The sequence below is a fragment of the Nonomuraea sp. NPDC046570 genome (assembly GCF_040645915.1).
Lineage (GTDB): Bacteria > Actinomycetota > Actinomycetes > Streptosporangiales > Streptosporangiaceae > Nonomuraea.
The window spans coordinates 289,739-309,459 of record NZ_JBEYZF010000007.1 but is presented as its reverse complement, the minus strand read 5'-3'; the positions used below and the strand labels follow the sequence as shown (position 1 = coordinate 309,459).

The following is a 19,721-nucleotide window of genomic DNA, read 5'->3' as shown; positions in this document are numbered from 1 at the left end:
GTTTCCCCATGTCGCTGAGCGGGGCGGGCCGCCGCCGCTAGCGTCGGCGGCCGTGAACTCTCGGAGGGGACGAAGGCGCCGCCCGCGCCCGCGCGTCACCTGGCGCTCGCCCCAGGCCGCCCTCGGGTACGGCACCGCCGCGCTGCTGATCGCCGGGCTCGTCACCGCCCTGGCCAGGGAGCCCGGCGAGCCCGGCGCCGACCACCCCGGGGGCGCGCTGCCGGTGGCCGCGCCCGTGGGGACGGCGGTCGCCGCGCTCACCGAGCGCACGGTCTCGATCGTGGCCGGTGGGCGGCGGCGGATCGCCCGGACCACCGCCGTCACGGTCCGTGACGTGCTGCGGGAGGAGCGCGTTCCGGTGGGCCGGGGAGCTCGGGTGCGCCCGCCGCTGCGCAGCTATCCGGGCGACGGCGTCGTCATCACCGTCGTACCGGCCGATCCGGTCCCGCCGCCGCGTCACCAGCCCGTCACGGCCGCCGTGGCCGGGCTGAACTGGGCGGGGCTCGCGGACTGCGAGTCGCGCGGGAACCCGGCCGCGCTCAACCCGGCCGGGCCCTACTACGGGATGTACCAGATCAGCCTGCCGATGTGGGTGGCCGTCGGCGGCGCCAGGACACCGGACGTGTGGCCCGCCGAGGAGCAGACCTACCGGGCGCAGCTCCTCTACCAGCGGGTCCAGGGACGCTGGCAGGACCAGTGGCCGCACTGCGGTGCCCGGCTGTTCACCTAGCCCGCCATAGACGTGCCGAAGTCGAGGCCCTCGCCGGGTGAGATCGGCACGACCGTCGACTCGTTGCGGCCCACCGTGGTGATCGTCCCCGTGTTCCCGGCGTCGGGGGACCCGGCCACCACGCGGTTGCCGGTGAACGCCAGCGACCAGCCGAACCGCGCCCCCGGCTGCCGGTCGGGCGCGATCCGCCGGTCCTGCCCGCCCGCCGGGATGGAGATCACCTGGACCGCGCCGGTCCGCTCCTGCCCCGCGTACGGCAGCCCCACCGCCACCCGGCCGTCCGCCGACACCGCCAGCGACACGCCCGCCGGGCCGTCGCCCTGCTCGAACCTGGCGATCCGCACCGCCTTGAGGTCCGCGTCGAACAGGTGCACGTAGCGGGCCTGCGGAGCGCTCACCGCCAGCCCCGCGCCGTCGGCGTAGGCCACCGCGAAGCCGTACCGGTGGCCGTCGGCCTTCTCGCCCGGGGCGTCCCACTTCACGCTGGTGAGGGTGGGGGCGAGGACGTCGTCCAGCACCACCACCGAGCCCGAGTCCACCTGCCCCGTGCCGACCTGCCGCCCCGCCCCGTCGTCGTTCTCGTACGGCACGCCCACCACCAGCCGCCGCCCGCCCGCGAACGTCAGCGACCAGCCGAACAGGTCGTCCACCTCGCCGTTCCCCTGCACACCCGGCGACTCCGCGCTGATCCCGCGCAACGCCCCCTCGCCCTTCGCCACGTAGACGGCTCCCGCGTCGTGCAGGGGCGCGTCCTCATACGGCGCGCCGACCGCCAGCAGGTCCCCGCGCGCGGCGAGTGACCAGCCGAGGTGCGCGTCCCGCTGTGGCCTGGGGGAGACGATCCTGCGTGGGGGTTTCGCGCCTCCGCCGTACAGGACGTAGACCGCGCCCGCGTCGGACAGCCCGTCGACGTCCGTGAACGGCGCGCCCACGACCACGTCCGCGCAGGCGTCGCCGTCGACCTTGGCCAGCGTCACCGACCAGCCGAACCCGTCGCCCGCCTGCCGCGCGGGGGCCGTCATCGCGACCGTCCGGCCCGCCGAGAGCAGGTGTACCGTGCCGCCGCCGGAGAACGGGTCGCCGATCGCGACGTCGTCCAGGCCGTCGCCGTCGAAGTCCGACGGGGTGGAGCAGGCGGTGGCGGCGGCCGCGTGCGGCGCGGTCAGCAGGCTGCCGAGCAGCGCCAGCGCGGCGAGTAGCGGGCGGATCAAAGCCGTACCTCGATCGTCGTCGCGCCCTGGACGAGCTCCAGGTGGGCGGGGAGGCGCTGGGGTTCCAGGTCGAAGACGAACACGCCGTCGAGCCGGGTGCCCGCCGGAAGCGTCGCGGGCAGCTCGGTCGAGGCGGCGGACAGCTCGTGCCTGCCGTCGCGGTCGTCGGCCAGCGTGACCGCCGAGATGCCGACCGCGCGCTGCTGCCCGCCCGGGTTCACCAGGCTCCAGCGGACCAGGCAGAACCGGCCCGCCGCCGGTCGGGCTCCGTTGACGTCGGACAGGCCGCAGGAGGGCCTGCCGGTGATGACGAACTGGGGGCCGTCGAACTCGCCCAGGTCGAAGCGGCGGCCGACGTCCGTGGGTGCCGTCGGTTTCGAGGTGGCCTGCGGTAGCTGTCCTTTGGGGCTCGCCAGCACCAGCACGCCGATCGTGACCAGCAGCGCGACCGCGGCGACCGCGGCGGCCAGCAGCCAGCGCCGGCCGCGCGGCTTCGGCCTCTCCGGTGGCGCGGCGGGGACCAGGTTCGGCGGCGGGACCCACTCCTTGAGCAGTTCGGTGTCGTTGAGCAGCTCCGTGGCGGCCAGCGTGGGCGGTTCGGTGGGGGTGACCAGGGTGGGTTCGGGGAGGGCGCCGCCGACCAGGGCGATCAGCAGGTCCTGGGCGGTGGGGCGCTGGAGCGGGTCCATCGAGGTGGCGCGCCGTACCAGGTCGTTGAGTGGGGCGGGCAGCGCGCCCAGGTCGGGGGGCGCGTTGAGCACCCGGGTGGCCATGGTGATCGCGTCGCCGCGGCCGAACGGGTGGCGGCCGTTGCCCGCGTAGGCGACCAGGCAGCCCCAGGCGAAGATGTCGGCGGCCGGGGTGACCCGCTGGCCGCGCACCTGCTCCGGCGCCCACCAGCCCGGACTGCCCAGCAGCTCGCCCGAGAGGGTGAAGTTGCTCTCCCGGTCCAGCGCGCGGGCGATCCCGAAGTCGATCACCCGGGGGCCCGACAGCGACAGGATCACGTTGGCGGGCTTGAGATCGCGGTGCACCAGCCCCGCCACGTGGATCGCGGCCAGCGCCGCGGCCACCCCGAGCGCCACCCCGTGCAGCGCGGCGGGCTCCAGCGCGCCGTACCTGATGATCTGCTCCGACAGCGGCGTGCCCGGAATGTACTCGGTCACCATGTACGGCCGGCCGTCGGCGCCGTTGCCGTTGTCCAGCACCTGAGCCGTGCAGAACGAGGCCACCCGCCGCGCGTTGTCCACCTCGGCGTGGAACCTCGCCGCGAACCCCGGCTGGTTCGCGAACTCCGCCTTCACCACCTTGACCGCCACCGAACGCCCAGCCGGGGAGGCGGCCAGGAAGACCGTGCCCATGCCGCCCTCGCCGAGCCGCCCGAGCAGGCGGTACGGGCCTATCTCGCGCGCGTCCCTGGGGCGGAGCGGCGCGGTGCCCGTTGGCTCCATGAGGGCAGTCCCTTCCTCGTTCACGCCATCCTCCCCGCATCACGGCCCGGCCGCCATCTCTGGTTCTTCGATGCGGGAGACTTGGTGGATGACATGGGGGAGTTCAGTATGAGCCTGTTGGGGCCCGTAGAAATACGTAATTTGGCGGACAGGTTGGATCTCCGTCCGACCAAGAAGTTCGGCCAGAACTTCGTCATCGACGGCGGTACGGTCCGGCGCATCGTCCGCGTCGCCGACCTCGCGCCCGACGACGTGGTGATCGAGGTCGGCCCCGGACTCGGCTCGCTCACCCTGGCCCTGCTGCCCGAAGTGCGGCAGGTGGTGGCCGTGGAGATCGACCCCGTCCTGGCCGGGCAGCTCCCGCTGACCGTGGCCGACAAGGCCCCCTCGCTGGCCTCCCGGTTGAGCGTCGTCGGCGCGGACGCGCTCAGGATCGGCCCCGGCGACCTGGCCGGGCAGCAGCCGACCGCCCTGGTGGCCAACCTGCCGTACAACGTGTCCGTGCCCGTGGTGCTGCACCTGCTGGAGGTGCTGCCCACGCTGCGCAAGGGCCTGGTCATGGTGCAGTCCGAGGTCGCCGACCGGCTCGCCGCCGGTCCGGGCTCCAAGGTGTACGGCGTGCCGTCCGTCAAGGCCGCCTGGTACGCCTCGGTGCGCAGGGCCGGGCCCGTGGGGCGTAGCGTGTTCTGGCCGGTGCCCAACGTGGACTCGGGGCTGGTCGCGTTCAGCCGCCGCGAGCCGCCGTCCACCACGGCCTCGCGCGAAGAGGTCTTCGCGGTGATCGACGCGGCCTTCGCGCAGCGGCGCAAGACCCTGCGGGCGGCGTTGGGATCGTGGGCGGGGTCTCCGGCGCTGGCTGAGCGGGCGTTGCGGGCCGCCGGGGTGGATCCGTCGGCGCGAGGGGAGCAGTTGGACATTCTGGCCTTTACTCGTATTGCTGAGCATAAGTTGGTGGAATGACGCAGGTTTCTTGGAAGGCCTTCGAGCTCACGGTGGGGGAACTGGCGCAGCGGAGCGGGGTGCCTGCTTCCGCTCTGCGGTTCTATGAGCGGGAAGGGCTCATCCACAGTCGCCGTACTGCCGGGAACCAGCGGCGGTACGGGCGGGACACGCTGCGGAGGGTGGCCTTTGTGCGGGTCTCGCAGCGGGTGGGGATTCCGCTGGCGATGATTCGGGACGTGCTGGCGTTGCTGCCGGAAGGGCGGACGCCCACCCGGGAGGACTGGGCTCGGGTTTCGCTGTGCTGGCAGGCGGAGCTGAACACGCGGATCTCACAACTGGAGAAGCTGCGGGACAGCCTCACGGACTGCATCGGCTGCGGCTGCCTCTCCCTCGACCACTGCGCCCTGGCCAACCCCCGCGACACCCTGGGCACCCACGGCCCCGGCCCCCGCCGCCTCCTCCCCACCTGACCGTTCCGCGCTACCTCGCCCTCCTGCATCCTCTTCCTCAGGTGGTTGTCCACAGGGCTCTTGGCCGCTTTGCGCTTTCCTCCACAGAACTCCGTTCGGCTCCGTGGCGCCACGATCGTTCGCGTGATTCTGGGCCTCTCGCTGTCTACGGCTCAGGAGGTCTTCCCGTGCGTGCGCTCTGTCCTTGGTCGGCTCTGGGTGGTGCCTGATGTGGCTCACCGCCGGTTTCCTCGCCACACTCAGCGCGCTCCCCACCCAGCCTGCGCCCTCCACCCGCCCGTGCGTGGAGGAGATCGCCCTACCTGATGCCTTGTACGACCTCCTCGACGCCTGGCTCAGCGGACGACCCGTCGAAACCCGGCCACCCTTGCAGGAATGTCCAGCCGGGGAGCACGCGGGCCAGCCTTTCGCCAATGGCGATGCCTCCTCTGAGAATCCACCCGCCACGACATCCCGCAGCCCCGTCCTCGCTCCCTCGTCCAGCAGGACTGCTCCGCCTGGGATGACTACCACCGGCAAGACTTCCTCCACCAAGAAGGCTTCCTCCATCAGGAAGGCGTCCAGAGGCAGGAAGAGCAAGGGCGATCTCGCGGCCGCAGCCGCCATGGCATGGCTCGGGACTCCCTTCTCCTGGGGTGGAGGCTCCAGCGTCGGACCGACCACAGGCATAGGCAGAGGCGCCGCCATGGTCGGCTTCGACTGCTCAGGTCTCACCCTCTACGCCTGGTCCAGAGCAGGCATAAGACTCGGCCACTACACCGGCTCCCAGTTCAAACAGGGCCGCCGAATACGACTCTCCGACCTACGCAAAGGCGACCTCGTCTTCTTCGGCGGCGGCACCGGCGACCCCACCCACGTCGGCCTCTACCTGAGCGGCGGCGTAATGATCCACGCCCCCAAAACCGGCGACGTCGTCAAGAAGACCTCCTTCCTCAACTCCCCGTACTACCGCCCGCTCTACCGAGGAGCCGTACGCCCCAGCTGACACCCGCTCTCGCAGGTGGTCTCGGGCTCCGCCGAAGGAGGGGATCGTCGCGGAGCGCGCCGTAGGTTGGGGTGGTGTGGGGTGGGGGCCGGTAGCATCGGGGCCTTGACCGTGCCGGCGATGAGAGTGATAGAAGAGCCATGAATTCCGTGACCGTCCGGGTGCCTGCCAAGGTCAACGTTCAGCTTTCCGTCGGGCCGTTGCGTGATGACGGCTACCACGATCTGGTGAATGTCTTCCATGCCGTTTCGATCTTCGATGAGGTCGTCGCGCAGGAGGCTGAAGACGTCAGCGTGCAGGTTCTGGGGGAGTCGGCCGATCAGGTTCCGGTTGATGACGGCAATCTGGCGGTTCAGGCGGCTCGGGCCCTCGCCAAGCATGCCGGGCGTGCCCAGGGCGTGCACCTTGTCATCCGTAAGGCCATCCCGGTCGCGGGTGGGATGGCCGGTGGTAGCGCGGATGCGGCGGGGGCGCTGGTCGCCTGCAACGAGCTGTGGGGGCTCGGGCTGCCTGCCGGGGATCTCATGAAGATCGCGGGTGCTCTCGGTAGCGACGTGCCGTTCGCGCTGCTCGGCGGGACGGCGATCGGTACCGGGCGGGGTGAGCAACTGACCGAGGTGGCGACGGGGGCGCGTTTCCACTGGGTCTTCGCGATCGCGGACGCGGGGTTGTCGACGGCCAAGGTGTACGCCGAGTGTGATCGCCTGCGTGAGGCACTTGGGGAGCAGGTGGCCTGGCCGCAGGTGAACGACGCGCTGATGGAGGCGCTCCGGAACGGGGACGCCCGTGCACTCGGTGCCGAGCTGATCAACGATCTGCAGCCCGCCGCGCTCATGCTCCGCAGGCAGCTCGCCCGCACCCTTGAGTCGGGCCGTGAGCACGGCGCTCTGGGGGCGCTCGTCTCGGGCTCCGGCCCGACCTGCGCGTTCCTGGCCGCCGACGAGGCGCACGCCCGTGACCTGGCGGTCGCCCTGACCGGCGCGGGCGTCTGCCGCTCCGCTCTCACCGCCCACGGCTCAGTTCCGGGCGCCACCATCATCTGACCCCCCCCGACAAAGCCGCTGCCATCACGACGGCATGCGCCGAACGGTTGATGAGGACTACGAGCGGCTCGGCGCGGAGGTCGGGCTGGTAAGGAAAGGGTGGACGTGTGAGGTGGGGGGAGTGGATAGCCTTGGGGGACGATGAACCTGGTCAATCTTGAGTCTGTTTCTCATGCCTACGGGCCGAAGCCGCTGCTTAGGGATGTCTCGCTCGGCATCGAGGCCGGTGAGCGTGTCGGCGTGGTCGGGCGTAACGGTGGTGGCAAGACCACCCTGCTGTCGGTCGTCGCGGGGGCTTTGAAGCCCGACAGCGGCCGTGTCACGCACACCAGGGGCCTGCGGGTCGGTGTGCTGTCGCAGCATGACGAGCTCGACCCCGAAAGGACCGTCGAGGAGCTCGTGCTCGGGGACCGGGCCGAGCACGAGTGGGCGGGTGACCAGGCGGTCAGGGAGATCCTGGCCAGCCTCATCGGCGATCTGGACCTGCGCGCGAAGTCCGGCGACCTGTCGGGTGGCGAGCGGCGGCGTACGGCACTGGCCAGGCTGCTCATCGACGAGCACGACCTGATCATGCTCGACGAGCCCACCAACCACCTGGACATCGAGGCGATCGCCTGGCTGGCGGGACACCTGGCGGGGCGCAAGAGCGCGCTGCTGGTCATCACCCACGACCGGTGGTTCCTGGACGCGGTGTCGACGCGTACCTGGGAGGTCGTCGACGGCCGGGTAGAACGCTACGAAGGCGGATATGCCGCCTACGTACTGGCGAAGGCGGAGCGGGCGCGCATCGCGCAGGCGGCCGAGGACCGGCGGCAGAACCTGATGCGCAAGGAGATCGCCTGGCTGCGCCGCGGCCCGCCCGCGCGTACGTCCAAGCCGAAGTTCCGTATCGACGCCGCGCAGGCGCTGATCGCCGACGAGCCGCCGCCGAGGGAGAGCGTCGAGCTGGTCAAGTTCGCCACCGCGCGGCTGGGCAAGACGGTCTACGACCTGGAGGACGTGACGCTGCACGCGGGCGGCCCGGAGGCGGGCCCGCTGGTCCTCGACCGGTGCACATGGCAGTTCGGCCCCGGCGACCGCATCGGGCTGATCGGCGTCAACGGCTCGGGCAAGTCGTCGGTGCTGCGCCTGCTGGCCGACCAGGTCAAGCCCGACTCGGGCCGCGTGGTCCGAGGCCGGACGGTACGGCTGGCGCACCTGTCGCAGGAGCTGGCCGAGCTCGACCCGTCCCGCCGAGTGCTGGAGACGGTCGAGGCGGTCCGCAAGTACATCCAGGTGGGCAAGCGGGAGTGGACGGCCTCGCAGTTGCTGGAGCGGCTCGGTTTCAAGGGCGAGGCGCAGTGGAAGGTGATCGGCGACCTGTCGGGCGGCGAGCGGCGGCGGCTGCAACTGCTCAGGCTGCTGATGGACGACCCGAACGTGCTGCTGCTCGACGAGCCGACCAACGACCTCGACATCGAGACGCTGAACGAGCTGGAGGACCTGCTCGACGGGTGGCCGGGCACGCTGCTCCTGGTCAGCCACGACCGCTACTTCCTGGAGCGGGTGGCCGACCGGTGTGTGGCGCTGCTGGGCGACGGGCGGCTGTCGATGCTGCCGGGCGGTGTCGACGAGTACCTGGCGCGACGGGCGGCGGGCACGGCCGTGACCGCGCGGGTTGCCCTCGACAAGTCGGATAAGTCGGATAAGGAGCGGTCGGCGGAGCCGGAGGTCCAGGCGGGGCTGTCGGCCAAGGAGGAGCGGGAGCTGCGCAAGGAGCTCAACCGCCTGGAGCGCCAGATGGACAAGCTGGCGGGCCAGGAGGCGAAGCTGCACACGCAGATGGCCGAGGCGGCCAGCGACTACGAGAAGCTGGGCTCGCTGGACGGCAAGCTCAGGGACGTGCTGGCGGAGAAGGACGCGGCCGAGGCGGAGTGGCTGGAGGTCGCCGAGCGGCTCGGCGAGTGAGCCGCTAGCTGTCGAACGGGGTGAGCAGCGTGCGCAGCAGTCCGGCCAGCACCCGCTGGTCCTGCTCACCCAGCCCGGCCAGCAGCTCCCGTTCGCGCCGCAGCAGGTCGGCGAAGGCGGCGTCGACCCGCTTCCTGCCCTCCTCGGTGAGGGACACCAGCACGCCGCGCCGGTCCTCGGGGTCGGGGCGGCGGCGCACCAGGTCGGCCTGGGCCAGCCGGTCGATGCGGTTGGTCATGGTGCCCGAGGTGACCAGCGTCGCCTTGAGCAGGGTGCCGGGGCTCAGCTCGTACGGCTTGCCGGACCGCCGCAGGGCGGTGAGCACGTCGAACTCCCATGGTTCGAGCCCGACCTCGGCGAAAGCGGCCCGCCGTGCCCGGTCGAGGTGCTTGGCCAGCCGGGAGACGCGGCTCAACACCTCCAGCGGCTCGACGTCGAGGTCGGGCCGCTCCTGCCGCCACGCCGCGACCAGCCGGTCGACCTCGTCCTCAGAGCCATTCGTCATGGGACAAAGTCTACTATCTTGACATCGAGATAACTCCCTCGATATCAATTATCTCTATGTCAAGAGATATCTGGAACCCTGAGATCTACGGAGTGTATGCCGACGAGCGTTCCCGGCCCTTCTTCGACCTGATCGCCAGGATACGAGCCGACAGCCCCGAGTACGTCGTGGACGCCGGCTGCGGCACCGGCGAACTCACCGCCGGACTGGCCGGCCGCTGGCCCAAGGCGACGATCGAGGGCTTCGACTCCTCGCCCGCCATGATCGCCAAGGCCCGGGAACTCGACACCCGGGTGACCTTCTCCGTCTCCGACGTCATGCTCTGGCACCCGGACCGGCCGATCGACGTGCTGGTCTCCAACGCGGTACTGCAGTGGGTGCCCGAGCACCGGCAGTTGCTCGACCGCTGGGCCGACCTGCTCGCCGACGGCGGCACGCTCGCCTTCCAGGTGCCCGGCAACTTCGACGCCCCCAGCCACACGCTGGTCAGGCAGCTCTGCCGGACGACATGGGCCGACCGGCTGGGCGACTTCGACCGCCCGTGGCCGGTCGCCGAACCCGTCGCCTACCTCGACCAGCTCAGCGCGGCGGGGTGCGTGGTCGACACCTGGGAGACGACCTACGTGCACGTCCTGCCGGGGGAGGACGCCGTGCTCAAGTGGATCTCCGGCACCGCCCTGCGCCCCATCCTCGACCGCCTGGAGGAGGACGAGCGGACCCGCTTCAAGGCCGACCTGGCCGTCCTGCTGGACGAGGCCTACCCACGCAGGCCGTACGGCACGGCCTTCCCGTTCCGCCGGATCTTCGTGGTGGCGCAGAAATGATCGTCGGCCTGCACCACGTCCTGCTCGCCGCCCCGCCGGGCAGCGAGGCACGGCTGAGGGAGTTCTACGCGGGGGTGCTCGGGCTCACCGAGATCCCCAAGCCGCCGGAGCTGGCCGGGCGGGGCGGCGTCTGGTTCGGCGGCCCCGGCCTGGAGATTCACCTCGGGATCGAGGAGGACTTCAGACCGGCGCGCAAGGCGCACCCGGCACTCCTCGTGGACGATCTCGACGAGCTGGCCGCCAGAGTGCCGGACGCGATCCCCGACGGATTGCTGCCCGGATATCGGAGGATCTACGTCGATGATCCGGTGGGCAACAGAATCGAGCTCCTGCAAGTCGTGTGATGTCCGCCGCGCGGTGGGATGATTGTCCGAAATCGAACGCTTGTGAGGTGCTGTGGGCATCGAGATCGAGGACAAGTTCGACGTCGCGCCGGACTACGCCGTGCCCGACCTGAGTGGCCTGGCCGAGGTCGTCGGCCCCAAGAGCCACCAGCTCGTCGCGCTCTACTACGACACCGCCGACCTGCGCCTGGCCGCCAGGGGCGTCACCCTGCGCCGCAGGCGCGGCGGCGACGACCCCGGCTGGCACCTGAAGCTGCCGAAGGCCAAGGGCGTGCGCCAGGAGATCCAGATTCCGCTCACCCGCAGCACCAAGGTCGTGCCGTCCGAGCTCGCCGAGCTCGTTCAGGCCTACACCAGGGGCGCCCCCTTGGTCGCGGTCGCCGAGCTGGACACCCGCCGGACCGTGACGATCCTGCGGGAGGGCGAGACCCGACTGCTGGAGGTCGCCGACGACCGGGTCAAGGGCACGGTGTTCGGTGAGCGGCCCCGCGTGGAGCGCTGGCGCGAGGTCGAGGCCGAACTGCTCGACGGCGACGAGAAACTGCTGGCCAAGGTGGGGAAGCGGCTGCGGAAGGCGGGAGCCGTACCGTCGGAGAGTGCGAGCAAGCTCGGGAAGCTGCTCGACCTGCCGCCCGCGGCGGGAGCGCGGACCGTGAGCGGCAGCGCGGGCGAGGTCGTCGTCGGCTACCTGAGCGGGCAGGTCGGCGCGCTGCTCGCGCAGGACCCGCGCACCCGCAGGGCCGAGGAGGACGCCGTCCACCAGATGCGCGTCGCCGCCCGCCGGCTGCGCAGCGCGCTCAAGGCGTTCCGCAAGATCGTCCCGGAGACCGAGGCGCTGCAGGACGAGCTCAAGTGGCTCGGCACGCTGCTCGGCGAGGCCCGCGACCTCGAAGTGATCAGGGCCAGGTTCGCCGGGCGGCTCAAGGACCTCGCCCCCGCGCTGATCTGGGGCCCGATCCAGGTACGGCTGGGCGACGACCTGACCCGGCGCGAGCAGGAGGCGTACGGCCGGATCAGGGAGGCGCTCGGCGGCGAACGCTACTACGCGCTGCTGAACGCCCTCGACGCCCTGGTCGCCGAACCGCACCTGGGCAAGGCGGCGGACAGGGAGGCGCCCCAGGAGCTCGCCGCCATCGCCGCGCGCAACTGGCAGCGGGTGGTCAAGGCCTACGACACCGCCCAGGCCATCCGCGACCACGACCAGCGCGAGATCGCCATGCACGACGTGCGCAAGGCGGCCAAGCGGGCGCGCTACACCGCCGAGGCGCTCGAACCGGCGCTCGGCAAGGACATGGCGAGGCTGGCCAGGCGCGCCGAGGCCGTGCAGGAGGTGCTCGGGCTGCACCAGGACGGGGTCGTCGCGCAGGAGACCCTGGTCGAGGAGGCGGAGGCCGCGCGGCGGGCGGGAGAGGACACCTTCACCTACGGCGTGCTGATCGGCGTCGAAAGGAGTGCGGCGGAGCGCGCGCACGCCGAGTTCCCCCGGGTCTGGGCCGAGACGGTCGAAGCGGTCGGCGAACTGCTCTAGAGGCTGTACCGCTCCACGCGGACGACCCGCCCGCCGGACCGGTGCAGCACCGCGAACGTGCCCTTGCGCAGGTGCACGCTCGCGCCGCTCAGGTCGGCGATCAGCCCCGGCAGCACCGGGCCGTGCGAGCACACCACGGCGGGCAGGGTCAGCTCGCGGACCAGCGCGGCGGTATCGGCCGGATCGTGCTCGTGTTCACTCAGCAGCGGTTCGAGGGTGATGTCGGCGGAGTACGGCAGGAGCGTCTGCACGCAGCGCTTGCTGGGGGAGCTGACCAGCAGGGCGGGGCGGTAGGCGGGCAGCACCTGGGCCAGGGTCCGGGCCTGCGCCACGCCCTCGGGGTCGAGGGGGCGGAGGTCGTCGGCGCCGGTCCAGGCTTCCCGGGATCCGGCGTTGCCGTGCCGTACCAGGACTAAGGGCTGGGTGGTGAGGGGGGCGGAGGCCAGGGAGCGGAGCAGGGCGGCGTCCCAGTCGTAGGTCAGGCGGCGCCTGGCCTCGTCGGGCGGCAGCCACTCCAGCTCGTCGACCTCGTCGCTGGGCGCGAACTCGCCGCCCAGCGCCCGCGCCACCCAGTATTCGACACGCTTGACCCGGTCACCCTTGCGGTAGTGGACCGGCGGCAGCGCCCGGCCCAGCAGCACGCCGAGGCCGGTCTCCTCGGCCACCTCCCGCACCGCCGTGGCGATCAGGTGCTCGCCGCTGTGCGGCTTGCCTTTCGGGAAGGACCAGTCGTCGTAGCGGGGGCGGTGCACGAGCGCCACTTCGGGGCGCTCCTCGGGGCCACGCCAGACCACGGCACCCGCGGCGCGCAGCGGCTCAGTCGTCAACGGTCCTCCAGCGGCGGGTGGCGATCAGATGGGTGTGCAGGTCCTCGCCCGGGTGGCGGGTCCAGGTGCCGTCGGAGTTCAGCCACCAGCTCCCGGTCGTGTCGGCCATCGCGCGGTCCATCAGCTGGATCAGGTACGCCCTGTGCTGCTGCCCGGTGACCTTGACCAGCGACTCCACCCGGCGGTCCAGGTTGCGGCGCATCAGGTCCGCGCTGCCGATCCAGGTCTCGGGTCGCCGGCCGAGGCCGAACTCGTAGACGCGCGAGTGCTCCAGGAAGCGGCCCAGGATCGAGCGCACCCGGATGTTCTCCGACAGGCCGGGGACGCCGGGACGCAGGATGCAGATGCCGCGCACCCACAGGTCGACCGGCACGCCCGCGCGCGAGGCCCGGTAGAGGGCGTCGATCAGCGGCTCGTCCACCAGGGAGTTCGTCTTGATCCGGATCCGCGCCGGGCGGCCCGCCCGCTGGTGGGCGATCTCCCGCTCGACCCTGGCCAGCAGCCCGCCGCGCAGCGAGTGCGGGGCGACCAGCAGGCGGCGGTAGGCCGAGTGGTTGGAGTAGCCGGTCAGGTGGATGAACAGGTCCGTGACGTCCTCACCGACCAGCGGGTCGGCGGTCAGCAGGCCGAAGTCCTCGTAGACCCTGGCGGTCTTGGGGTTGTAGTTGCCGGTGCCGATGTGGCAGTAGCGGCGCAGCTCGCCGGACGGCTCCTGCCGTACCACCAGGGCGAGTTTGCAGTGCGTCTTCAGGCCGACCACGCCGTAGACGACGTGGCAGCCCGCCTGCTCCAGCTTGCGCGCCCAGGAGATGTTCGCGTGCTCGTCGAAGCGCGCCTTGATCTCGACCACCACCACGACCTGCTTGCCCGCCTCGGCCGCGTCGACCAGCGCGTCCACGATGGGCGACTCGCCGCTGGTCCGGTAGAGCGTCTGCTTGATCGCCAGCACCCGGGGGTCGGCCGCCGCCTCCTCGATGAACCGCTGCACGCTGGTGGCGAAGGAGTCGTACGGATGGTGCAGCAGCACGTCCCGCTCACGCAGCACCGAGAAGACGTCGTCGTCGGCGTGTACAGCCTCGGCCGGCACGAACGGCCGGTAGCTCAGTTCGCCCCGGTCCAGGTCGGCGATCGCGTGCAGACCGGTCAGGTCCAGTGGCCCGGCCAGCCGGTAGATCTCGTGCGGCGCCACGTCGAGCTCCTCGACCAGCAGCTCCAGCACCTCGGGCGTGATCGTGTCCTCGACCTCCAGCCTGACGGGAGGGCCGAACCGGCGCTTGAGCAGTTCCCGCTCCAGGGCCTGCATCAGATTCTCGGTGACGTCCTCGTCCACGTCCAGGTCCTCGTTGCGGGTCACCCGGAACACGTGGTGCTGGACGATCTCCATGCCCTTGAAAAGCTGCCCGAGGTGGGCGGCGATCACGTCCTCCAGCGGGACGAACCTGTCCTTGGAGGCGGTCACGAACCGGGGAAGCTGGCTGGGCACCTTCACCCTGGCGAACACGGTGTGGTCGGTCACCGGATTGCGCACGACCACCGCCAGATTGAGGCTGAGGCCGGAAATATACGGAAAAGGGTGGGCGGGGTCGACGGCCAGTGGCGTCAGGACGGGACGGATTCGCTCTCTGAACAGCTTGCGCAGCTCGGTGCGCTCCTCGCGGCCCAGCTCGTCCCACCGGACGATCTCGATGCCCTCCGCCGCGAGCTGCGGGACGAGCCGCTCGTGGAAGGCGGCGGCGTGCCGCCTGGCCAGGCCGTCGGCGATGGTCGCGATCCGCGCCAGCTCCTCGCGCGGCTTCAGCCCGCTCTTGGTACGCAGCAGCAGACCGGTCGCCATCCGCCGCTTCAGACCCGCCACCCGCACCCGGAAGAACTCGTCGAGATTGCTCGCGAAGATCGCCAGGAACCGTACCCGCTCGAGAAGTGGCAGCGAGGAGTCCTCGGCCAGCGCCAAAACCCGTTCGTTGAACTGGAGCCAGCTTTCCTCACGGTTGAGGAACCGCTCCTGAGGCAGGGGCAGATCGTTGTTTCCAGGATGCAGGAGCTCGGCGGACATATTGGCTAATATGCCCACTCAGGTTGAACGGAACGTTAATTTCATCTCAACGACTTATTCTGACTGGTCCTGATCGGCCAGTTTCGCGGCTCGTTCGGCGAGCTTGGCCTCGCGCTGGCGGAGTCGCTCCTCCCGCTCACGCACCTTCTCCGCCTCGCGCACCTGCCGCTCGCGCTCCTTCAGCTCCCGCTCCCGGGCCTTCTCCGCCTCTTTGAGCTCGCGGGCCCGCGCCTTCTCCGCTTCCTTGAGCTCCTTCTCGCGGGCCCGCTCCAGCTCGCGCAGCTCCTTGTCGGAGGGGCGGGGCGGCAGCGGCCTGGTCGCGGCGGGGTGCGTCCGGGTCGCCGCGGTGATGCCGGGCGTGGGGTTCAGGCCGGTCAGCCCGTTCCAGGCCAGGTTGACCAGGTGCGCCGCGACCTCCTCGCGGCCGGGCTTGCGCACGTCGAGCCACCACTGCCCGGTCAGCGCGACCATGCCGACGAGCATCTGCGCGTACATCGGGGCCAGTTTCGGGTCGTAGCCGCGCCCGGCGAACTCGTCGGCCATCACGTCCTCGACCTGTCTGGCGATCTCGCTGATCAGGCTGGCGAACGTGCCGGTGCCCGAGGCGGCGTGCGAGTCGCGCACCAGGATGCGGAAGCCCTCGCTGCTCTCCTCGATGTAGCGGAGCAGGGCCAGCGCGGCCCGCTCCAGCTTGATCAGCGAGTGCGAGGCGGCCAGCGCCTCGGTGATCATGCCGAGCAGCTTCTGCATCTCGCGGTCGACCACCACCGCGTAGACGCCCTCCTTGCCGCCGAAGTGTTCGTACACCACCGGCTTGGAGACCTGCGCCGTGGCGGCGATCTCCTCGATCGAGGTCCCGTCGAACCCCTTCTCGGCGAACAACGCGCGGCTGATCTGTATCAGCTGTTCTCTTCGCTCTTTTCCGGTCATGCGCTTGCGGGATCGGGGTTCGGTCACAGGCTCCATCATGACGGTGCCCGGCTGATTACCGGGCACCGTGGTATCAATGCTGGCCAATGCGCTTCGCCGCCAGCCGCTCCGGGGTCGGCCAGCGCACGTCGTGAACCCAACCGAGCTTCTCGAAGATCCGGATGAGACCCGCGCTCAGGTCGATCTGCCCCTTGAGCGCGCCGTGCCGGGCGCAGGTCGGGTCGGAGTGGTGCAGGTTGTGCCACGACTCGCCGAAGGACGGGATGGCCAGCCACCACACGTTGCGCGACTTGTCGCGGACCTCGAAAGCCTCGTCGCCGAAGACGTGGCAGATCGAGTTGATCGACCAGGTGACGTGGTGCAGCAGGCCGATGCGGATCAGCGTGCCCCAGAAGAAGGCGGTCACCGCACCCTGCCAGGACCAGGTGAGCAGCCCGCCCAGGATGGCGGGAAGCACCAGCGAGGTCAGCGCCAGCATGGGGAACCACTTGTGCAGCTTGACGATGTCGGGATCCTTGACCAGATCCGGGGCGTACTTCTCCCTGTTGGTCCGCTCGCTCTCGAACAGCCAGCCCATGTGCGCGTACAGCAGGCCCTTGGACATCGACTTGAACCCCGGCCCGAAGCGCCACGGAGAGTGCGGGTCACCGTCCTTGTCGGAGAACTTGTGGTGCTTGCGGTGGGTGGCCACCCAGTCGAGCACCGACATCTCCAGCGAGAGGCTGCCGGCGATGCCCAGCGCGATCTTCATGGCGCGCCCGGCCTTGAACGAGCCGTGCGTGAAGTACCGGTGCAGGCCGACCGTGACGCCGAGACCCGAGACCACATAGAAGACGAAGGCGATGGCGATGTCGGTCCAGCCGAGTCCCCAGCCCCAGGCGAACGGTACGGCGGTGGCGACCGCGATCAGGGGCAGGCTGATGACGAGGCCGAAGGTGATGATCTCGGCCCGGCTCTTCGGCTCCGGCTCCACATCGGGCTTCGGGCCTGGTGCGGGTCGCTCGGCGAGAACGGTCATGGGCTACCTCTCACGACATGTATGGGGAAGTATGTCCGGGCTACGCAACCGTAACCTACGCCATCGTAAGTTAGGAATGTCTCAACGGTTAATGTCGTGAAGCTGACGCGGCGTGTCGTGTCGTGCGTGTGGTTCGTGGCTTGCGGGCCTCGAGAGGGTCTGTTATGGGTTCGGTAGATCTCTCGTGGCGGCTCACTTCGATTCCGGATCAGCGCGAGGGATCGAACGCCGGTAGGCTAGGTGCCGCGGGCGCCCGGCAGGATGTCCGTTTTTCCGGCGTTGAGTAATTGGCAGCTCGCGGTCCTTTGGAGTCCGTTGTCCAGGTTCGAGCCCTGGCGCCGGAGCTGGTGGTGAGCTCGGACCCGGCTAGGAGCGGGGTCCGAAAGGGAAGGTATCCTCACGGTGTCGGGGGGGTTTCGGTGCGGTAGCCGTACCTGAACCCTGAACCGTCCAGCCACAGGGAGCCTCAGTCCGTGAGTGTGCCGCGCCCGGCCGCCGTCATCGTCCTCGCCGCAGGCGAGGGCACCCGGATGAAGAGCCAGACCCCCAAAGTTCTTCACGAGCTGTGCGGCCGCGCCCTGGTCGACCACATGCTCGCCGCCGCCAGAGACCTTTCGCCCGAACGGCTCATCGTCGTCATCGGGCACGCCCGCGAACGCGTCGGCGGCCACCTCGCCGAGACCAGCCCCGACGCGCGCTCCATCGTCCAGACCGAACAGCGCGGCACCGGCCACGCCGTCCGCACGGTCCTGGAGGAGGTCGGCCCGATCGCCGGGACGGTCCTCGTCACCTACGGCGACACGCCGCTGCTGCGCGCCCAGACGCTCGGCGAACTGCTCGCCGGCCACGAACGGCAGGGCAACGCGGTCACCGTACTGACCGCCGAGGTGCCCGACCCGACCGGCTACGGGCGGATCGTCCGCGACGGAGGCGGCGCCGTCCTCGGCATCGTCGAGGAGAAGGACGCCACCCCGGAGCAGCGGGCCATCAACGAGATGAACTCCGGCGTCTACGCCTTCGACGGCCTGCTCCTGGCCGACGCGGTCAAGCGGGTCTCCACCGACAACGTCCAGGGCGAGGAGTACCTCACCGACGTGCTGTCGATCCTGCGCGAGGACGGCCACCGGGTCGGCGCGCACCTCGCGGCCGACTACGTCGAGGTCGAGGGCGTCAACGACCGCGTCCAGCTCTCCTTCGCGCGCGGGGTGCTCAACCGGCGCGTCCTGGAGGCCCACATGCGCGCCGGTGTGACGATCGTCGACCCGTCGAGCACCTGGATCGACGTCGGCGTCACGGTCGAGGCCGACGCGGTGATCCACCCCGGCACGCAACTGCACGGCCGTACCCGCGTCGAGTCGGGTGCCGAGGTGGGGCCGGCCAGCACGCTCACCGACACCGAGGTCGGCGCGGGCGCGGTGGTGCGCAACGCGGTCTGCGACGGCGCGGTCATCGGCCCCCAGGTGTCCGTGGGCCCCTTCGCCTACCTCCGGCCCGGTACGGTCCTCGCGCGCGGCGCGAAGGCCGGAACGTTCGTCGAGATGAAGAACGCCAACGTCGGTGAGGGCGCCAAGGTGCCGCACCTGACCTATGTCGGCGACGCGACGATCGGCAGGAACGCCAACATCGGCGCGTCGGCCATCTTCGTCAACTACGACGGCGTCAACAAGCATCACACCACCGTGGGCGATGGCGCCTTCGTGGGGTGTGACACCATGCTGGTCGCTCCGGTGACAGTCGGTGACGGAGCCTACACGGCCGCCGGATCGGCGATCATCGACGACGTTCCGCCAGGGGCGATCGGCGTGGCCAGGGCGCGGCAGCGCAACATCGAGAAATGGGTCTTGCGCAGGCGCGCGGGCACGAAGTCGGCTGCGGCGGCCGAAAGGGCGCTGGCCGAGCAAGAACAGCGGGAGAGTGGCACGTGACCAGCATCAAGCAGCCGGGCGAGAAAGAGCTGATGTTCTTCTCCGGCCGGGCCTATCCGGAGCTGGCCCAGGAGGTGGCGGAGAACCTCGGGGTCTCCCTGACGCCGACCAAACTGATCGACTTCGCCAACGGCGAGATCTACGCCCGCTACCTCGAATCCGTCCGCGGCTGCGACGCCTTCGTGATCCAGAGCCACACCGGCCCGATCAACAAGTGGATCATGGAGCAGCTCATCATGGTCGACGCGCTGAAGCGGGCCTCCGCCAAGCGCATCACCGTGGTCATGCCGTTCTTCGGCTACGCCCGGCAGGACAAGAAGGGCCGCGGGCGCGAGCCGATCACCGCCAGGCTGATGGCCGACCTGTTCAAGACCGCGGGCGCCGACCGGCTGATGTCGATCGACCTGCACACCTCGCAGATCCAGGGCTTCTTCGACGGCCCGGTCGACCACCTGTTCGCCATGCCGGTCCTGGAGAACTACCTCAAGAACAAGCTCGACCTCGCCAACACCACGATCGTCTCGCCCGACACGGGCCGCGTGCGGCTGTCGGAGCGCTGGGCGGACACGCTGGGCACGCCGATGGCCTTCATCCACAAGCGGCGCGACCTCGACGTGGCCAACTCGGTGAAGGTGAGCGAGGTCGTCGGCCGGGTGCGCGGCCGTACCTGTGTGCTGATCGACGACATGATCGACACCGCCGGGACGATCTGCAAGGCCGCCGACGCGCTGTTCGAGCAGGGCGCCTCCGACGTGATCGTGGCCGCGACGCACGCGGTCTTCTCCGACCCCGCGGTCGACCGGCTGAAGAACTCCAACATCTCCGAGGTCATCGTCACCAACACCCTGCCGCTGCCCGAGGAGCAGCGCTTCGACAAGCTGACCGTGCTGTCGATCGCGCCGCTGATCGCGCGGGCCATCACCGAGGTGTTCAGCGACGGCTCGGTGACGAGCATGTTCGAGGGCGACTCCTGACCGGGTAACCTAGT

The 19,721-nt window shown here is 70.4% G+C and carries 18 protein-coding genes and 1 tRNA gene; 12 read left to right on the top strand and 7 right to left on the bottom strand.

Going from position 1 to position 19,721, the window contains the following annotated elements; genetic code table 11:
- The first annotated feature begins 52 nt into the window (after positions 1–52).
- Positions 53–730 (top strand): transglycosylase family protein, encoded by a 678-nt coding sequence (locus tag ABZ911_RS15020; RefSeq protein ID WP_358055292.1) that lies wholly within the window; start codon positions 53–55, stop codon positions 728–730.
- On the opposite strand, the gene ABZ911_RS15015 is transcribed toward ABZ911_RS15020, so the two are convergent.
- Together ABZ911_RS15015 and ABZ911_RS15010 are read right to left on the bottom strand one after the other, a co-directional pair.
- Complete coding sequence (locus ABZ911_RS15015) at positions 727–1,941, bottom strand: hypothetical protein (RefSeq protein ID WP_358055290.1); 1,215 nt, start codon at positions 1,939–1,941, stop codon at positions 727–729. The genes ABZ911_RS15020 and ABZ911_RS15015 overlap by 4 nt on opposite strands.
- Complete coding sequence (locus ABZ911_RS15010) at positions 1,938–3,392, bottom strand: serine/threonine-protein kinase (RefSeq protein WP_358055288.1); 1,455 nt, start codon at positions 3,390–3,392, stop codon at positions 1,938–1,940. Before ABZ911_RS15010 ends, ABZ911_RS15015 begins: the two co-directional genes overlap by 4 nt.
- A gap of 93 nt (positions 3,393–3,485) precedes the next feature.
- On the opposite strand from ABZ911_RS15010, the gene rsmA reads away from it, so the two are divergent.
- The 5 genes from rsmA to ABZ911_RS14985 all read left to right on the top strand — a co-directional run bounded on the left by rsmA (position 3,486) and on the right by ABZ911_RS14985 (position 8,779).
- A complete protein-coding gene (rsmA, locus tag ABZ911_RS15005; RefSeq protein ID WP_358055286.1) occupies positions 3,486–4,352 on the top strand; it encodes a 16S rRNA (adenine(1518)-N(6)/adenine(1519)-N(6))-dimethyltransferase RsmA in 867 nt (288 codons plus the stop codon).
- The gene (gene soxR, locus ABZ911_RS15000; protein WP_358055284.1) at positions 4,349–4,804 is read left to right on the top strand and encodes a redox-sensitive transcriptional activator SoxR; all 456 of its coding nucleotides are present in this window, start codon (positions 4,349–4,351) and stop codon (positions 4,802–4,804) included. Before rsmA ends, soxR begins: the two co-directional genes overlap by 4 nt.
- Before the next feature lie 208 nt (positions 4,805–5,012).
- On the top strand, positions 5,013–5,789 hold the full coding sequence (locus ABZ911_RS14995; RefSeq protein ID WP_358055282.1) for an NlpC/P60 family protein: 777 nt from the start codon (positions 5,013–5,015) through the stop codon (positions 5,787–5,789).
- 140 nt (positions 5,790–5,929) lie between these two features.
- A complete protein-coding gene (locus ABZ911_RS14990) occupies positions 5,930–6,832 on the top strand; it encodes a 4-(cytidine 5'-diphospho)-2-C-methyl-D-erythritol kinase (protein WP_358055279.1) in 903 nt (300 codons plus the stop codon).
- A 141-nt stretch (positions 6,833–6,973) separates the two neighbouring features.
- Positions 6,974–8,779 carry an ABC-F family ATP-binding cassette domain-containing protein gene (locus ABZ911_RS14985; protein WP_358055277.1) on the top strand — a complete coding sequence of 602 codons (1,806 nt, stop codon included), beginning with the start codon at positions 6,974–6,976 and terminating at the stop codon, positions 8,777–8,779.
- A 4-nt stretch (positions 8,780–8,783) separates the two neighbouring features.
- On the opposite strand, the gene ABZ911_RS14980 is transcribed toward ABZ911_RS14985, so the two are convergent.
- Entirely contained in the window at positions 8,784–9,284 is a 501-nt protein-coding gene (locus ABZ911_RS14980; protein ID WP_358055275.1) for a MarR family transcriptional regulator, read from the bottom strand.
- A gap of 92 nt (positions 9,285–9,376) precedes the next feature.
- Between ABZ911_RS14980 and ABZ911_RS14975 the strand changes: the two genes are divergently transcribed.
- Genes ABZ911_RS14975 through ABZ911_RS14965 form a run of 3 tightly spaced genes read left to right on the top strand, consistent with a single transcriptional unit; the run spans position 9,377 to position 11,980 of the window.
- Positions 9,377–10,108: a trans-aconitate 2-methyltransferase gene (locus ABZ911_RS14975; RefSeq protein WP_358055273.1), complete on the top strand. Its 732-nt coding sequence runs from the start codon at positions 9,377–9,379 to the stop codon at positions 10,106–10,108.
- On the top strand, positions 10,105–10,452 hold the full coding sequence (locus ABZ911_RS14970; RefSeq protein ID WP_358055271.1) for a glyoxalase: 348 nt from the start codon (positions 10,105–10,107) through the stop codon (positions 10,450–10,452). The genes ABZ911_RS14975 and ABZ911_RS14970 overlap by 4 nt, the downstream gene beginning before the upstream one ends.
- A gap of 52 nt (positions 10,453–10,504) precedes the next feature.
- Positions 10,505–11,980 (top strand): CYTH and CHAD domain-containing protein, encoded by a 1,476-nt coding sequence (locus ABZ911_RS14965; RefSeq protein WP_358055268.1) that lies wholly within the window; start codon positions 10,505–10,507, stop codon positions 11,978–11,980.
- On the opposite strand, the gene ABZ911_RS14960 is transcribed toward ABZ911_RS14965, so the two are convergent.
- From ABZ911_RS14960 to ABZ911_RS14945, 4 genes are all read right to left on the bottom strand, one after another.
- Complete coding sequence (locus tag ABZ911_RS14960; RefSeq protein ID WP_358055266.1) at positions 11,977–12,807, bottom strand: NUDIX hydrolase; 831 nt, start codon at positions 12,805–12,807, stop codon at positions 11,977–11,979. The two genes, ABZ911_RS14965 and ABZ911_RS14960, sit on opposite strands and share 4 nt — an antisense overlap.
- Positions 12,797–14,860: an RNA degradosome polyphosphate kinase gene (locus tag ABZ911_RS14955; protein WP_358055264.1), complete on the bottom strand. Its 2,064-nt coding sequence runs from the start codon at positions 14,858–14,860 to the stop codon at positions 12,797–12,799. The genes ABZ911_RS14960 and ABZ911_RS14955 overlap by 11 nt, the downstream gene beginning before the upstream one ends.
- Before the next feature lie 54 nt (positions 14,861–14,914).
- Positions 14,915–15,790 (bottom strand): TetR/AcrR family transcriptional regulator, encoded by an 876-nt coding sequence (locus tag ABZ911_RS14950; RefSeq protein WP_358055373.1) that lies wholly within the window; start codon positions 15,788–15,790, stop codon positions 14,915–14,917.
- A 73-nt stretch (positions 15,791–15,863) separates the two neighbouring features.
- Positions 15,864–16,808, bottom strand: a complete 945-nt coding sequence (locus tag ABZ911_RS14945; RefSeq protein ID WP_358055262.1) for an acyl-CoA desaturase — start codon at positions 16,806–16,808, stop codon at positions 15,864–15,866.
- A 272-nt stretch (positions 16,809–17,080) separates the two neighbouring features.
- Here ABZ911_RS14945 and ABZ911_RS14940 point away from each other — a divergent pair.
- From ABZ911_RS14940 to ABZ911_RS14930, 3 genes are all read left to right on the top strand, one after another.
- Positions 17,081–17,152 (top strand) — tRNA-Gln (locus tag ABZ911_RS14940).
- A 129-nt stretch (positions 17,153–17,281) separates the two neighbouring features.
- Positions 17,282–18,733 (top strand): bifunctional UDP-N-acetylglucosamine diphosphorylase/glucosamine-1-phosphate N-acetyltransferase GlmU, encoded by a 1,452-nt coding sequence (gene glmU, locus ABZ911_RS14935; protein WP_358055260.1) that lies wholly within the window; start codon positions 17,282–17,284, stop codon positions 18,731–18,733.
- Positions 18,730–19,707, top strand: a complete 978-nt coding sequence (locus tag ABZ911_RS14930; RefSeq protein ID WP_358055258.1) for a ribose-phosphate diphosphokinase — start codon at positions 18,730–18,732, stop codon at positions 19,705–19,707. The genes glmU and ABZ911_RS14930 overlap by 4 nt, the downstream gene beginning before the upstream one ends.
- Positions 19,708–19,721 lie beyond the last annotated feature (14 nt).